The following is a 15,127-nucleotide window of genomic DNA, read 5'->3' on the forward strand; positions in this document are numbered from 1 at the left end:
TCAGCTGCCGACAGCTGCTGCGATCAGGCACCATGCCGGGGTGGGATACGTGGACGTGGCCGCAGTGGGGCACACCCTGCCGGACGGCCGGCAACTGTTCGCCGATGTGTCGTTCCGGGTCGGTGAGGGGGCCAAGGTCGCCCTGGTCGGCCCGAACGGCGCCGGCAAGACGACGCTGCTGCGGATGGTCGCCGGTGACCTGCCGGTGGCCACCGGATCGGTTGCCCGCTCCGGTGGGCTCGGCGTGATGCGGCAGTTCATCGGCATGATCGGCGACGACCGTACCCTTGCCGACCTGGCGTTGTCGCTCGCGCCACCGCCGCTGCGGGCCGCCGGGGAGCGGCTCGCCGCCGCCGAACGGGCCGTGCACGCCGCGGCGGCCGCGAACTCCGCAGCCGCCGAGAAGATCCAGATCGGGTACGCCAACGCCCTCGCCGCCTGGGGTGAAGCCGGCGGCTACGAGGCCGAGGTCGTCTTCGACACCGTCGCCACCACCGTGCTGGACCTGCCCTGGGAACGGGTCCGGGACCGTCCGGTCCGGACGCTGTCCGGTGGACAGCAGAAACGGTTCGCGTTGGAGCTGCTGCTGCGCGGCACCGACGAGGTGCTGCTGCTCGACGAGCCGGACAACTTCCTTGACGTACCGGGTAAACGGTGGCTGGAGCAGCGGCTGCGCGAGTCGGGCAAGTCGGTGCTCTACGTATCGCACGACCGGGAGCTGCTGGCCCAGACCGCCGACCGGGTGGTTGCCGTCGAAGGCGGCTCGGCGTGGACCCATCCGGGTGGCTTCGCCAGCTGGCACGAGGCTCGCACGGCCCGGCACGCCCGGTTGGAGGAGCAGCGTCGGCGCTGGGACGAGGAGCACGAGAAGCTGCGCGAACTGATGCTGATGTACAAACAGAAGGCGGCGTACAACGACGGGTTGGCCTCGCGCTACCAGGCGGCGCAGACCCGGCTGCGCAAGTTCGAGGAGGCCGGCCCGCCGCCGCTGCCGCCGAAGGACCAGTCGCTGCGGATGCGCCTGTCCGGCGGCCGGACCGGCAAGCGGGCGGTGATCTGCGAGCAGCTGGAGCTCGACGGGCTGACGTACCCGTTCGACCTGGAGATCTGGTACGGCGACCGGGTCGCGGTGCTCGGCGCCAACGGCACCGGCAAGTCGCACTTTCTGCGGCTGCTGGCCCGGGGCGGCACCGACCCGGACCCGGCGGCCGGACCGATCGCCGGCGCGGCGCTTGCCCCGGTGGTCCACGACGGCATGGTGCGGCTCGGTGCCCGGGTCCGGCCCGGCCACTTCTCGCAGACCCACGACCGGCCGGAACTGCTCGACCAGACCCTCGCCGACGTGCTGTGGCGCGGCGACGACCACCGGGCCGGGATGGACCGGCACGCGGCGATGGGTGTGCTGTCCCGCTACGACCTGGCCGGCCAGGGCGACCAGCGGTTCGGCACCCTCTCCGGTGGCCAGCAGGCCCGGTTCCTGGTGCTGCTGCTGGAGCTGTCCGGCGCGACCCTGCTGCTGCTCGACGAGCCGACCGACAACCTGGACCTGGCCTCGGCCGAGGCGCTGGAGGAAGGGCTCAAGGCCTTCGAAGGTACGGTGATCGCGGTCACCCACGACCGCTGGTTCACCCGGTCGTTCGACCGGTTCGTGCTGTTCCAGGGTGACGGCGAGGTGGTCGAGGTCCCCGAGCCGGTCTGGGACGTCCGCTGACCGTCGTAGGCTGGCCGGTGTGACTGAGATGATCTACCGCCGGTTGGGCGACTCGGGGCTGATGGTGTCGGCGGTCGGGGTCGGTTGCAACAACTTCGGCCGCAAGCTGGACGCCGCCGGCACCCGGGCGGTCGTCGACGCCGCCATCGACGCCGGGATCACCCTGTTCGACACCGCCGACATCTACGGCACCCCGCCCGGCGGTTCCGAGGAGCAGCTCGGGGCGGCGCTGCGCGGCCGCCGTGACGACGTGGTGCTGGCCACCAAGTTCGGCATGGACATGGCCGGCCGCAACGGCGTCGACCACGGGGTACGCGGCTCCCGGCGCTACATCGTGCGGGCCGTCGAGGCGTCGCTGCGCCGACTCGGCACCGACCACATCGACCTGTACCAGTTCCACGAGCCGGACCCGGTCACCCCGGTCGAGGAGACCCTGCAGGCCCTGGACGACCTGGTACGCGGCGGCAAGGTCCGCTACGTCGGCTGCTCCAACTTCGCCGGCTGGCAGATCGCCGACGCCGCGTGGACCGCGCGTACCGGTGGGTTGTCACCGTTCGTCAGCGCGCAGAACGAGTACAACCTGCTGGACCGGCGGGTGGAGCAGGAAGTGGTGCCGGCCTGTCGGCGCTTCGGCCTGGGGCTGCTGCCGTACTTCCCGCTCGCCGACGGGCTGCTGACCGGCAAGTACCGCCGGGCCGAGGCGCCGCCGGCGGGCAGCCGGTTGGCGGGCGAGGGCAGCCGGTACGTCGCCCGGCTGGCCGGGGCACCGTGGGACGTCATCGAGGCCCTCGACGCGTACGCCGCGAAGCGGGACCTGTCGCTGCTCACCGTCGCGATCGGCGGCCTGGCCGCGCAGCCGGCGGTGGCGTCGGTGATCGCCGGGGCGACCACCGCCGAGCAGGTACGGGCGAACGCCGCCGCCGGGTCGTGGCAGCCGGACGCCGACGACCTCGCCGAGTTGCGCGCGATCCTGCCGGATCCGGCCGGCCCCGGCGGCTCGCTGAGCTGAGCCTCACATGATCTTGTCTCCTCGGCTGGACTTACATCGATGATCAATTAGTAGTCGAAAACGCTGTCGTGGTGTCGTGGTAGAGACATGCCGCACCGAGGACGTGGTGCTGCTATGTGAGCTGTACGGCGCGGACCTGCCGACCATCGAGGCGTTGGCCGCGCTGGCCCCGAAGACCAAGGATGAGCAGGCCAGTCGTGACCTCTTCTGGCAGACCGCGAAGGAGTACGAGTCGTGATCGATCTTTCCGGCGCTAGCTGGCGCAAGAGCAGCCGATCGAACAATCAGGGTGAGTGTGTCGAGGTGGCTGACGGGCTGGGTGTGGTCGTCGGGGTGCGGGACTCGAAGGATCCGGGCGGTCCGGTGCTGGTGATCGCGCCGGGGAGCTGGTCGGCCTTCGTCGCCGCCGCGAAGGCGGGCACCCTCACCGACTCGCTGAGCTGAGCAGAACTGAGCGCCGCTGTCTCGGCCCCGCGTCGGCGTCGTCGACTGGTCCCGGGACACCTATTGCGTCGTGACGGTATTCCTGTGTGGAATAATTATTCCTCACAGGAATATTGCTGAAACCATACCTGCGCTGGACGAGGACAGGTTGGCTCCCGCCGGTCAGCCACGACCTCGACCGCGGTGCGCGACCTCGACCGCGCGGTGAGCCTGGTCACGGCCGACAGCGGGGCGAGGGCGGCAGACCGAAGGTTGCCTCGGATTGGCCCTTGGCGGATCGACGAGACCGTCGTACGGTAACAGGCAAGTAACCCACGGGAGCCCGGTGCACCGGGCTGAGAGGGAGGCTGACGCGGCCTCCGACCGTCGAACCTGATCCGGGTAATGCCGGCGCAGGGAGGAGCGTTGCCGTGCCGTCCCTTGGGCGACTGCATCTGATCACCGACACCCGACCCGGGTGCGACCCGCTCGGCGTACTGCGGGCCGCGTTGGCCGCCGCCCGCGCTGCCGACGCCGTCGCCGACCTCGTCGTGCAGGTGCGCGTCGAGGACGACATGTCCGACCGGGACGCCTACGAGTTGACCGTCCGTGCGGTCGCCGAATGCACCGCGTACCGGGTGACCTGCCTGGTCAACGACCGGTTGCACATCGCACTCGCCACCGGCGCGGCCGGCGCGCACGTCGGCGCGGCGGACCTGCCGGTCGACGCCGCCCGTCGGGTGCTCGGGCCGGCCGCGATCCTCGGTGCCACCGCGCGCGACCCGGCCACCGGGCGGGCGGCGGTCGCCGCCGGGGCGACGTACCTGGGGGTCGGGCCGTGCTACGCCACCGGCACCAAGACCGGGCTGCCCGACCCGATCGGGCCGGCCGGGCTGGCCGCCGTCGCCGCCGCGGTCGACGTACCGGTGGTCGCGATCGCCGGGGTCACCGTGGACCGGGTTGCACACCTGCTGGCCGCCGGGGCGTACGGGGTCGCGGTGGTCGGCGCGATCGCGGCCGCCGCCGACCCGGGCCGGGCCACCGCCGAACTGCTGACAGCGGTACGTCGTCGGCCGACCGCCGCCGCCGACGGAGCGCCGGCATGACGGCGACAAGCAGCGGGCCCGCCAACGGTCGGGCCGACGTGGCGGTGGTCGGCGGCGGGCCGATCGGGATGGGGATCGCCTGGCGGTGCGCGCAGCGTGGACTGCGTACCGTGCTGCACGACCCGGCACCCGGATCCGGGGCGTCGTCGGTGGCCGCCGGGATGCTCGCCCCGGTCGCCGAGTCGCACTTCGGCGAGGCGGAGCTGACCCGGCTGCTGGTCGACTCGGCGGCCCGCTGGCCGGCGTTCGCCGCCGAACTGACCGCCGTCACCGGCCAGGACATCGGCTACCGCACCGACGGCACCCTGGTCGTCACCCTCACCGGCGACGACCGGCAGGAGGCGCAGCGGCTCTGGGCGTACCAGCAGAGCCTGGACCTGCCGATCACGCTGCTGCGCGCCACGGCGCTGCGGGATCGCGAACCGGCGCTGGCCCCGAGGGCACGCGGCGGGGCGCTGATGCCCGACGACCACCAGGTCGACCCGCGTCGGCTGGTCGCGGCACTGGACACCGCGCTGGACCGGACCGGGGTCACCGTGGTCCCGCAACCGGTCACCGACGTCTCCACACTGGACGCGCAAGTGGTCGTGGTGGCCGCCGGCTGCGGCTCGGCGACGCTGACCGGGCTGCCGGTACGGCCGGTCAAAGGCCAGATCCTGCGGCTGCGGGCACCCGCCGGCGCCGTCGGGTTCCGGCACGTGATCCGGGGGTACGCCGACGGCCGACAGGTCTACCTGGTGCCGCGCGCCGACGGGGAGGTGGTCGTCGGCGCCACCGTCGAGGAACGCGGCGACACCACGGTGACCGCCGGTGCGGTGCTGGAGCTGCTGCGCGCCGCCGCCGACCTGCTGCCGGAGATCGCCGAGTACGAGCTGGTCGAGGCGCGGGCAGCGGCCCGGCCCGGTACGCCCGACAACGCGCCGCTGCTCGGCTGGCTTCCCACGGCCGACGGGCGGGTGCTGGTGGCGACCGGACATCACCGGCACGGCATCGTGCTGACCCCGGTGACCGCCGACCTGATCGCCGACCTGGCCGCCGGCGCCGACCCGGATCCGGTGCTGGCACCGTTCCAACCGGGCCGGTTCACGGCTGCGAACAGGGAGAACGCGAGGGAGAAGGAGCCATGGAGCTGATCGTGAACGGCGCGCCGGTCACCACGCCGACCGGTGTCACGCTCGCCGACGTCGTCCGTACGGTCACCGACGCCGACCGGGGTGTCGCCGTCGCCGTCAACGGTGCGGTGGTGCCGCGCAGCGGCTGGCCGGCCGAGCAGCTGTGCGACGGCGACCGGGTCGAGGTCCTGATCGCCGCGCAGGGCGGGTGAACCGGATGCCGTTCACCGTCGCCGGGCACAGTTTCGACTCCCGGCTGATCCTCGGCACCGGCGGCGCCGCCAACCTGCACATCCTGGAGCAGGCGATCGCCGCCAGCGGCACCGGGCTGGTGACGGTCGCACTGCGCCGGGTGGACAGCGCCGCCACCATGCACGGCGGACTGCTCGACCTGCTGGAACGCTGCGGCGTACGGCTGCTGCCGAACACCGCCGGCTGCTACACCGCCACCGAGGCGGTGAAGGTGGCCCACCTGGCCCGCGAGGCGTTCGACACCGACTGGGTCAAGCTGGAGGTCATCGGCGACGAGCGGACCCTGCTGCCGGACGGTGCCGAGCTGCTGCGCGCCGCCGAGCAGTTGGTCGACGAGGGTTTCACCGTGCTGCCGTACACCACCGACGATCCGGTGCTGGCGCGGCGGCTGGCCGACGTCGGTTGCGCGGCGGTGATGCCGGCCGGCGCGCCGATCGGCTCCGGCCTGGGCATCCTCAACCCGCACCACCTCCGGCTGATCCGTCAGTCGGTCGACATCCCGGTGATCCTGGACGCCGGGGTCGGCACCGCCTCCGACGCCGCGCTCGCCATGGAGCTGGGCTGCGACGCGGTGCTGCTGGCCAGCGCGGTGACCCGGGCCGCCGACCCGGTGGCGATGGCCACCGCCATGCGGTACGCCATCGACGCCGGCCGGCTGGCGGCCCGCGCCGGTCGGATCCCGAAGCGGTTCCACGCGCTGGCGTCCACTCCGGACGAGGGGCGGCCCGAGCTGTGAACGGGATCGTGCTGCTCACCGACCGTCGACAGGCGACCCGGCCGCTGCCGCAGGTGGTGGCGGCGGCGGTGGCCGGCGGCGTCCGGCAGGTGGTGCTGCGGGAACGCGACCTGCCCCGGGCGCAGCGCGTCGCGCTGGCCGACCAGTTGCGCGGCGTTCTCGCTCCGGCCGGCGGCACCCTGATCGTCGCTGGTCCGGACCCGCTCGGCGGTGACGCCGTGCACCTGAGCGCCGCTGGGCCGTACCCGCCGCCGAGCTTCGGGCTGGTCGGGCGCTCCTGCCACGACGAGGCCGAACTCGGCCGACTGACCACGGAGGACTACGTGACGGTGTCACCGGTGTTCACGACCGCGTCCAAACCCGGCTACGGGCCGCCACTCGGTCCGGCCGGGCTGGCCCGCCTGGCACGGGCCGCCGGCCGGCCGGTGGTCGCGCTCGCCGGGGTGACCACGGCGGAGCAGGTCGCCACCTGTCGGGCGGCCGGTGCCGCCGGGGTGGCGGTGATGGGCGCGGTGATGCGGGCCGCCGACCCGGCGGCCGTGGTCCGCGAGCTGGCCGCCGGGTTGCTGCCGGCCGAGGTGGGCTGCTGATGACCGGCGACCGGACCACCCCGGTGGTGGCGATGACGATCGCCGGATCCGACTCCGGCGGCGGCGCCGGCATCCAGGCCGACCTGAAGGTCTTCGCCGCGCTCGGCGTCCACGGCACCAGCGCGATCACGGCGGTGACGGCACAGAACACCCGGGGTGTGACGGCGGTGCACCAGCTGCCCGCCGGTCAGGTGCGTGCCCAGATCGAGGCGGTCCGCGTCGACCTGCCGGTGGCTGCGGTCAAGACCGGCATGCTCGGTACGGCGCGGGTCGCCGGGGTGGTCGCCGCGCTGGCCCGCGCGGGGGAGCTGCCGAACCTGGTCGTCGATCCGGTGCTGGTCTCCACCAGCGGGCACCGGCTCGGGGTGGTCGGCGCGGTGGAGCGGCTGCTGCCGTACGCCCTGGTGGCGACGCCGAACCGGGCGGAGGCGTCGGCGCTGGTCGGCTGGCCGGTGCGGACCCGCGAGGAGATGGCACGGGCGGCGGCCGAGCTGGTCGCCGGCGGGCCGAGGTTCGTGGTGGTCACCGGCGGCGACCCGGACGGTACGTCGACCGACCCGGCGGCGGTCGACGTGGTCGCGACGGCCGACAGCAGTTGGCAGCTGACCGGTGAGCGGCTGGCCACCCGCAACACCCACGGCACCGGGTGCAGCTTCGCGGCGGCGGTCGCCGCCCGGCTGGCCCTCGGTGACGACGTACCGGCCGCCCTGATCTTCGCCAAGGGGTACGTGGCGGGCGCGTTGGCCGGGGCCGCGCACTGGCGGCTGGGTGCCGGGCACGGCCCGGTCGACCACTTCGGCTGGTCCCGCCAGCCGCTGTCCACCTGAAGCCGCACCCCATCTGAAGCCGCACCCATCTGAAGTCGGCAACTGTCCGAAGTCGGCACATATCTGAAGGAGGCCCGCCGATGCAGGCTCGTCGCAAGGTGTACGTGCAAGGACCGCGACCGGACATCCAGGTGCCGTTCGCCGAGGTGACCCTGGCCGGCGACAACCCGCCGGTGCGGCTCTACGACACGTCCGGCCCGGGATCGGACCCGCAGGCAGGGCTGCCGCCGCTGCGCGGACCGTGGATCGCGCAGCGTGGTGACGTCGCTCCGGCACGTGGGGCCGGCACCCCGCTGGCGGGCGCGGACGGGCGTCGGCCGACCCAGCTGGCGTACGCCCGGGCCGGGACGGTCACCCCGGAGATGGAGTTCGTCGCGGTGCGCGAGAACCTGCCGGCCGAGGTGGTACGGGAGGAGATCGCCGCCGGCCGGGCGGTGCTGCCGGCCAACGTCAACCACCCGGAGTCCGAGCCGATGATCATCGGTAGCCGGTTCCTGGTGAAGGTGAACGCCAACATCGGCACCTCGGCCGTCTCGTCGTCGGTGGCCGAGGAGGTGGAGAAGCTGACCTGGGCCACCCGGTGGGGTGCCGACACCGTGATGGACCTGTCCACCGGCAAGCGGATCCACGAGACCCGCGAGGCGATCGTGCGCAACTCGGCGGTGCCGATCGGTACGGTGCCGATCTACCAGGCGTTGGAGAAGGTCGGCGGGGATCCGGTCAAGCTGAGCTGGGACGTGTTCCGGGACACCGTGATCGAGCAGGCCGAGCAGGGCGTCGACTACATGACGGTGCACGCCGGCGTGCTGCTGCCGTACGTGCCGTTGGCGGTGGACCGGGTCACCGGGATCGTCTCCCGGGGCGGGTCGATCATGGCCGCCTGGTGCCTGGCGCACCACGAGGAGAACTTCCTCTACACGCACTTCGCGGAGCTGTGCGAGATCCTGGCCCGCTACGACGTGACCTTCTCCCTCGGTGACGGTCTGCGGCCGGGGTCGATCGCCGACGCCAACGACGCCGCCCAGTTCGCCGAGCTGCGGACGTTGGGCGAGCTGACCAGCGTCGCCTGGGAGCACGACGTGCAGGTGATGATCGAAGGCCCTGGCCACGTGCCGATGCACAAGATCAAGGAGAACGTGGATCTGCAGCAGGAGCTGTGCCACCAGGCGCCGTTCTACACGCTCGGCCCGCTGACCACCGACATCGCGCCGGCGTACGACCACATCACCTCGGCGATCGGAGCGGCGATGATCGGCATGTTCGGCACCGCGATGCTCTGCTACGTCACGCCGAAGGAGCACCTGGGGCTGCCGGACCGCGACGACGTGAAGGCGGGGGTGATCGCGTACAAGATCGCGGCGCACGCCGCCGACCTGGCCAAGGGGCATCCGGGGGCGCAGGCCTGGGACGACGCGCTGTCCAAGGCCCGGTTCGAGTTCCGCTGGGAGGACCAGTTCAACCTGTCGCTGGACCCGGAGACGGCCCGGTCGTACCACGACGCCACGCTGCCCGCCGAGCCGGCGAAGTCGGCGCACTTCTGCTCGATGTGCGGTCCGAAGTTCTGCTCGATGAAGATTACGCAGGATCTGAAGGAGTACGCCCAGCAGGGCATGAAGGACAAGTCGGACGAATTCGTTGCGGCTGGCGGGCGGGTCTACCTGCCGCTGGCCTGATCGTCCGAGCCGGTGCCGGTGCCGGTGCGGCGAACCGCGCTGCCGTTGCGGGACTGTCCATCCGGGCGGTAGCTCGGCCGGCGCAGCTCACTGACCCAGTCGACGTGCTGGGCCTCCTCGTCGGTCAGTGCCGGTGGCGGTGTCGGTGTCCGGCGCGCCCGGCCGAACCGGGGTCGGGGGATCCGGCTGGTCCGCGTCGGGTCCGCGCCCGAGCCGGGGTCGGCGGCTGGTGCCGGGGTCACCGGAGCCGGAGTGACCGGAGCAGGGGCCACCGGCGGCGGGGCGACCGGAGCGGTGGCCACCGGCGGCGGGGCGACCGGTCGCGGCACGGGCCGGGCGGTCGTCGCCGGCACCGGAGCCGGTGCCGGCCCGCCGCCGGCGACCGGGGACGGGGTGGCACGGGGCGTCACCGCCACTGGCGCCGGCGCCGGCCGGCTGCCAGGATGCGGCCGGGCGTGTCCCGGGGCGACCACCGGCTCCGGCCCGGCCGCGACCACCGGCTCCGGCCCGGCCGCGACCACCGGCTCCGGCCCGGCCGCGACCACCGGCTCCGGCCCGGCCGCGACCACCGGCGCGGGCGTCGGCGCGGGCGTCGGCGGTGCCACGGCCTTCGTCGGTACGGCTGGTGACGGGCCAGGTCCCGGTACCGGCACCGGTGTTGCTGACTCCGGCACCGGTGTTGCTGACTCGGGTGCGGGTGATGACGCCAGCGCAGGTGCGGTGCGGGCCGCCGGCCGGGGCCGGCGTACCCCCGTGGTGACGATCGACCCGAGCGCCCCGGCGGCGACCGCCAGCAGCGCCGCCCAGTACGGGTCGTCCTGGTAACGCCCACCCTGCCCGGCGCCGGCGATCAGATAGGCGGCGTCGACCACCGCCGGCCCGAGCATCCCGGCCACCGCACCGGCGAACACCGGCTGGCGCCGCCAGCGGAACCAGCCACTGACCGCGACCGCGACCACCAGCGCCACCGCCGGCAGCAGCACCAGCGTCCGGGTGCCGGCACCGGCCGGGTCCAGCCCGGCCGGGTCGAACACCCCGAGTCGGACCTCGGCGACCGGATCGCCGGCCCGCAGCACCGGTGCCACTGACCCGATCGCCAGCAGCCACAGCGCCCCGGTGACGAGCAGCAGATTCCACCGCAGCGCCGGATGGGCCGACGCGGCGACGGCGGCCAGGACGCCCACCGCCGCACCGATCCCACCGGTCAGCGCGACGGCCAGCACCGGCTGCTCCGGGCCGACGGCCGACTGCGCCGGCAGGGCCGACAACCCGACGACCGCGACCGCCGCGCCGCCGGCGGCGACCAGTGCGAAGACCACCGAGCGGGCAAGGCCGTACCCGGTCGTCCGACCGGACCCGGCGCGGTGCCGGGCCGGGCGACCGGCGGCGATCCGCTGCCCGGCGTACGCGCCGGCGGTGGTGGCGACCACGGCGAACCAGGCCAGCCAGGTCAGCTGCGCCGGCCAGTAATCGACGGCCGGGCCGGTGAAGTCGCGCGGCAGCCGTACCAGATCGAGGCCGTAGCCGGCACCGAGTTGGACCGCGCCGACGACGGCCGCACCGGCGAACGCCGCGCCGAGCGCCTTGAGCCAGGTCCGCAACGCCATGCCGGGAGGTTACGGCGGGCGGCCCCTACTGTCGACCGCAGCGCCGTCCGGTGCACCCGGTGGGCTCCACCTCAGCTCAGCTGCGGCAGCACCTCGGCGGCGACGAGTTCCAGGTGGTCCAGGTCGGCCAGGTCGATGAAGCGCAGGTGCACCCGGCTGGTGCCGATCGCGGCGAGCTCGCCGATCCGGTCCACCAGTTGTGCCGGGGAGCCGACCACCGGATCCTCCGGCGGCAGCGCGCTCTTCTCGTGCAGCGGCGCGGCCCGGCGGGCAGCTTCGGCGTCGGTGCGGCCGATCGCGATGACGATGCCGGCCGACAGCGTCAACGGCGGCCGGTCCTGCTCGGTACGGCCGGTCCGGTGACAGGCTTCGATCACCCGTTCGTATGCCGCCGCCGTCTCGGGAACCGACTTGAACGGCATGTTGAACTCGTCGGCGAACCGGGCGGCCAGCTCCGGGGTGCGTTTCGGGCCGCGCCCGCCGACGATGATCGGTGGGCCGGGCACCTGCACCGGCTTCGGCAGCGCCGGCGCGTCGACCAGCTGGTAGTGGTCGCCGTAGTAGCTGTACGTGTCGCCGACCGGGGTCCGCCACAACCCGGTGATCACCTCGAGCTGCTCGGCGAGCCGGTCGAACCGTTCGCCGACCGGCGGGAACGGCAGCCCGTACGAGGTGTGCTCGCGGGCGTACCAGCCGGCACCGATGCCGAGGTCGACCCGGCCGCCGCTCATCTGGTCGACCTGGGCGACCATCACCGCCAGCGGGCCCGGCAGCCGGAAGGTGGCCGAGGTGACCAGGGTACCGAGCCGGATCCGGGTCGTCTCCCGGGCCAGCGCGGCCAGCGTCAGCCAGGCATCGGTCGGGCCGGGCAGGGCGAGCTGCTCACCCATCGACTGGTAGTGGTCGGCCCGCAGGTAGCCCTCGAAGCCGGACTCCTCGGCGAGCCGGGCCAGCCGCAGCTGGTCGTCGTAGCTGGCACCACGGTGCGGTTCGGTGAACACGCTGACCCGCATGGTCACTCTCCTCCGATCCCGGCCGACGCCGGGGTTTCCCGTTCCATCAGGACCTCGTGCAGGTCGGCGCTGCACCGCGCGACGTCCTCGGTGTGCGCGTTGCGCCCCAGGCTGCGCGGGCGCGGGATGTCGATAGGCAGGATCTTGCGGATCCGCCCCGGCCGGGGGCTGAGCACGACGACCCGGTCGGCGAGCAGGACCGCCTCGTCGATCGAATGGGTGACGAAGACGATGGTGGCCGCGCGTTCCATATGGATGCGCTGCAGCTCGACCGACAACTCCTCCCGGGTGAGGGCGTCCAGGGCGGAGAACGGCTCGTCCATCAGCATGACCTGGGGCTCGGTGATCAGCGAGCGGCACAACGACACCCGCTGCTGCATGCCGCCGGAGAGCTCGTGCGGCAGTCGCTTCTCGAACCCGGTCAGGCCGACCAGGTCGAGCAGCTCCAGCGCCCTGGCCCGGTGCTGGGCACGGCGCAGGCCGAAGATCTCGACCGGCAGCAGGACGTTGTCCAGCACGGACCGCCAGGGCAGCAGCGCCGGGCGTTGGAACAGCATCGCGATGTCGCGGCGGGCCTTGACCACCCGCTGCCCGCCGACCGTGACGGTGCCGGCGGTCGTCGGCAGCAGCCCGGCGACCAGCCGTAGCAGGGTGGACTTGCCGCAGCCGGAGCGGCCGACGACCGCGACGAACTCACCGGCGGCGACCGACAGGTCGATGCCCTGCAGTGCTTCCACTGTGCCGGACCGGCCGGTGAACGTTCGCCCGACGCCACTGAGCTCGATCATGCGGCCGGCTGCTCCCTCGTCCAGAGTCGATCAACAGCCGGGACAGAGTATCCGGATCGTGCCGACGACGCACTACCCGTACGGTAAACACTTTTGCTGCCGGTCGGGCATCCACACTGACCGCCTGTCGCATTGGTCAGCATTCCCTCGTACTCTGTTGCCCGCGAAGATTCCCGACGCGACCGCGGCGCCCCTTCCGGCCCCCACCGGTGAGACGCCGCGCCGGACCAACTACCCCCTCTGGTTGGCGCTGCGACCTGCGGGTCGTCGACCAACCGTCCGGGTTGGAAAGGACACACCCTCATGACAAGGCTCACCCGCACGATCGCCGCAACCGCCATGGCCGCGGCCCTTGCGGTCACCGGCGCCTGCAGTGCGGACGACGGTGACGAGGCCTCAGGCGGCGGCACCGAGGAACTGAAGAAAGTGACGTACCTCACTTCCTTCGGGAACTTCGGTCGTGATTCGTACGCCTGGGTCGCCAAGGACAAGGGCTTCTTCACCGAGGCCGGATTCGACGTGGAGATCAAGCCCGGTGCCGGCACCGGCGACAACATCAAGACCGTCGTCGCCGGACAGGCCCACTTCACCCCGATCGACCTGACCGGTGGCCTGTTGCAGTTCGGCAACGGACAGGCCAAGGACTTCGTCGTCGTCGCCGGCATCCAGCAGCGCACCATGGCGGCGATCATCGCCCTGGACGGCAACGGCATCACCACCCCGAAGGACCTGGAAGGCAAGAAGCTCGCCGACACCCCCGGCTCGGTGGTGCGCAACCTCTTCCCGACGTACGCGTCACTGGCCGGCATCGACGAGACCAAGGTGGAGTGGGTCAACGGCACCCCGCAGACCCTGATGGGCACCCTCGCCTCCGGGCAGGTCGACGGCATCGGCCAGTTCGTCGTCGGTAAGCCCACCGTGGAGACCGTCGCCCAGGGCAAGGCCGCCGTCGTGCTGCCGTACAGCGACATCATGACCGACCTGTACGGCAACGTGCTGATCACCTCGACGAAGATCGCCGAGGAGGACCCGGAGATGGTCAAGCGGTTCAGTGCCGCGCTGCTCAAGGGCCTGGAGTACAGCATCGCCAACCCGCAGGAGGCCGGCGAAATCCTCGCCGCGAACGTGGAGGAGGCCAACCCGGCCGCCGCCGCCGCCGAGCTCGAGCTGATGGCCGCGTTCGTCAAGTCCACCAGCTCCGGCGTGCCGGTCGGGGCGCTGGACAGCCAGCGGATCGCCCGCAGCATCGCGATCCTGCAGGGTGCCGGTGCGATCCCGGCGGGTCTGGAGCCGGAGCAGGTCGTCAACTTCGACCTGGCACCGAACGCCGAGTCCTGACCGACGGCGGGTCCGGGTGGGCCGTCGCCGCGACGGCGACCCACCCGGACCCGCTCGCGGCCGGCCCGAGTCCGAGCCCGAGGAGTGTCGATGACCGTACTCAAACCTGCGGCCCGACCGGTACGGGCCGTGCCCGTGGTCGCGCCACCGGCGGGGCGCGCCGGTGGCCGGGCCGCCGCCGTACTGCTGCCACTCGCCGGCCTGCTGGTGACCGGGCTCGCCTGGTGGCTGGCCACCAGCGTGCTCCAGCTGGTCCACCCGGCGGTGCTGCCACCCCCGCAGGACGTGTGGGGCGCGTTCGCCCCCCGTGCCCAGCGACTGCTGGAGCACACCCTGACGACCACCCTCGAGACCGTCGCCGGCTTCGCCCTGTCCACCGTCGCCGGGGTGCTGATCGGACTGGCGCTGGCCATCTCCCAGACGGTGGAGCGGATGTTCACCCCGCTGCTGGTGGCGCTCAACGCCGTACCGAAGATCGCGCTTGCGCCGCTGCTCGTCGCCACCCTCGGGTGGGGTCAGCAGCCGATTCTGACGATGGTCTTCCTGCTCTGCTTCTTCCCGATCGTGCTGGGCACCGCGACCGGGCTGACCTCCACCCCCGCCGACCTCGCCGAGCTGGCCCGGTCGCTGGACGCCTCCCGCTGGCAGACGTTCCGCAAGGTACGGCTGCCGGCCGCGCTGCCGCAGATCCTCGTCGGTTTGAAAGTCGCGATGCCGCTGGCCGCGATCGGCGCGATCATCGGTGAGTTCTACGCCGGTGAGGAGGGCCTGGGCTACTTCATCCTGCAGACCGGCGGGATGGGCGACACCGCCGCCGCCTGGGCCGCGATCATCCTGGTCGCGTTGATGAGCATCGGGCTCTACTTCAGCGTCGTGCTGGTCGAACAGCGGCTGCTGCCCTGGGTCCGGGAGACCACCTCGGCCCGCTGACCGGCACCGTAC

General features: G+C 72.8%; 16 protein-coding genes and 1 riboswitch. Of the genes, 13 read left to right on the plus strand and 3 right to left on the minus strand.

The features are described from left to right. Positions 1–40: 40 nt before the first annotated feature. The 11 genes from O7608_RS07970 to thiC all read left to right on the plus strand — a co-directional run bounded on the left by O7608_RS07970 (position 41) and on the right by thiC (position 9,439). The gene (locus O7608_RS07970; protein ID WP_289209331.1) at positions 41–1,711 is read left to right on the plus strand and encodes an ABC-F family ATP-binding cassette domain-containing protein; all 1,671 of its coding nucleotides are present in this window, start codon (positions 41–43) and stop codon (positions 1,709–1,711) included. A gap of 28 nt (positions 1,712–1,739) precedes the next feature. Then, a complete protein-coding gene (locus O7608_RS07975; protein ID WP_289210822.1) occupies positions 1,740–2,720 on the plus strand; it encodes an aldo/keto reductase in 981 nt (326 codons plus the stop codon). A 103-nt stretch (positions 2,721–2,823) separates the two neighbouring features. Next, the gene (locus O7608_RS07980) at positions 2,824–2,958 is read left to right on the plus strand and encodes a hypothetical protein (RefSeq protein ID WP_289209332.1); all 135 of its coding nucleotides are present in this window, start codon (positions 2,824–2,826) and stop codon (positions 2,956–2,958) included. Next, positions 2,955–3,164 (plus strand): DUF397 domain-containing protein, encoded by a 210-nt coding sequence (locus tag O7608_RS07985; RefSeq protein ID WP_289209333.1) that lies wholly within the window; start codon positions 2,955–2,957, stop codon positions 3,162–3,164. The genes O7608_RS07980 and O7608_RS07985 overlap by 4 nt, the downstream gene beginning before the upstream one ends. Positions 3,165–3,468: 304 nt before the next feature. After that, positions 3,469–3,580, plus strand: a riboswitch (TPP riboswitch). Next, positions 3,575–4,249, plus strand: coding sequence for a thiamine phosphate synthase (locus O7608_RS07990; RefSeq protein ID WP_289209334.1), 675 nt, complete (start codon positions 3,575–3,577; stop codon positions 4,247–4,249). Its footprint overlaps the riboswitch before it by 6 nt. Further along, positions 4,246–5,382 (plus strand): glycine oxidase ThiO, encoded by a 1,137-nt coding sequence (gene thiO, locus O7608_RS07995; RefSeq protein ID WP_289209335.1) that lies wholly within the window; start codon positions 4,246–4,248, stop codon positions 5,380–5,382. Before O7608_RS07990 ends, thiO begins: the two co-directional genes overlap by 4 nt. Further along, positions 5,373–5,573, plus strand: a complete 201-nt coding sequence (gene thiS, locus O7608_RS08000) for a sulfur carrier protein ThiS (protein ID WP_289209336.1) — start codon at positions 5,373–5,375, stop codon at positions 5,571–5,573. The genes thiO and thiS overlap by 10 nt, the downstream gene beginning before the upstream one ends. A gap of 5 nt (positions 5,574–5,578) precedes the next feature. Next, the gene (locus tag O7608_RS08005) at positions 5,579–6,349 is read left to right on the plus strand and encodes a thiazole synthase (RefSeq protein WP_289209337.1); all 771 of its coding nucleotides are present in this window, start codon (positions 5,579–5,581) and stop codon (positions 6,347–6,349) included. Beyond that, positions 6,346–6,939: a thiamine phosphate synthase gene (locus tag O7608_RS08010; protein WP_289209338.1), complete on the plus strand. Its 594-nt coding sequence runs from the start codon at positions 6,346–6,348 to the stop codon at positions 6,937–6,939. Before O7608_RS08005 ends, O7608_RS08010 begins: the two co-directional genes overlap by 4 nt. Beyond that, positions 6,939–7,766 (plus strand): bifunctional hydroxymethylpyrimidine kinase/phosphomethylpyrimidine kinase, encoded by an 828-nt coding sequence (thiD, locus tag O7608_RS08015; RefSeq protein WP_289209339.1) that lies wholly within the window; start codon positions 6,939–6,941, stop codon positions 7,764–7,766. The genes O7608_RS08010 and thiD overlap by 1 nt, the downstream gene beginning before the upstream one ends. A gap of 80 nt (positions 7,767–7,846) precedes the next feature. Next, on the plus strand, positions 7,847–9,439 hold the full coding sequence (thiC, locus tag O7608_RS08020; protein ID WP_289209340.1) for a phosphomethylpyrimidine synthase ThiC: 1,593 nt from the start codon (positions 7,847–7,849) through the stop codon (positions 9,437–9,439). Here the strand turns inward: thiC and O7608_RS08025 are convergent. From O7608_RS08025 to O7608_RS08035, 3 genes are all read right to left on the minus strand, one after another. Further along, positions 9,421–11,046 (minus strand): hypothetical protein, encoded by a 1,626-nt coding sequence (locus O7608_RS08025; protein ID WP_289209341.1) that lies wholly within the window; start codon positions 11,044–11,046, stop codon positions 9,421–9,423. The genes thiC and O7608_RS08025 overlap by 19 nt on opposite strands. A 71-nt stretch (positions 11,047–11,117) precedes the next feature. Beyond that, positions 11,118–12,059: an LLM class F420-dependent oxidoreductase gene (locus O7608_RS08030; protein WP_289209342.1), complete on the minus strand. Its 942-nt coding sequence runs from the start codon at positions 12,057–12,059 to the stop codon at positions 11,118–11,120. Between the two features lie 2 nt (positions 12,060–12,061). Continuing rightward, positions 12,062–12,847 (minus strand): ABC transporter ATP-binding protein, encoded by a 786-nt coding sequence (locus O7608_RS08035; protein ID WP_289209343.1) that lies wholly within the window; start codon positions 12,845–12,847, stop codon positions 12,062–12,064. Positions 12,848–13,150: 303 nt separating this feature from the next. On the opposite strand from O7608_RS08035, the gene O7608_RS08040 reads away from it, so the two are divergent. Then, positions 13,151–14,185 (plus strand): ABC transporter substrate-binding protein, encoded by a 1,035-nt coding sequence (locus O7608_RS08040; protein WP_289209344.1) that lies wholly within the window; start codon positions 13,151–13,153, stop codon positions 14,183–14,185. Positions 14,186–14,275: 90 nt separating this feature from the next. Further along, complete coding sequence (locus O7608_RS08045; protein ID WP_289209345.1) at positions 14,276–15,115, plus strand: ABC transporter permease; 840 nt, start codon at positions 14,276–14,278, stop codon at positions 15,113–15,115. Positions 15,116–15,127 lie beyond the last annotated feature (12 nt).

Source organism: Solwaraspora sp. WMMA2056, assembly GCF_030345095.1.
GTDB lineage: Bacteria > Actinomycetota > Actinomycetes > Mycobacteriales > Micromonosporaceae > Micromonospora_E.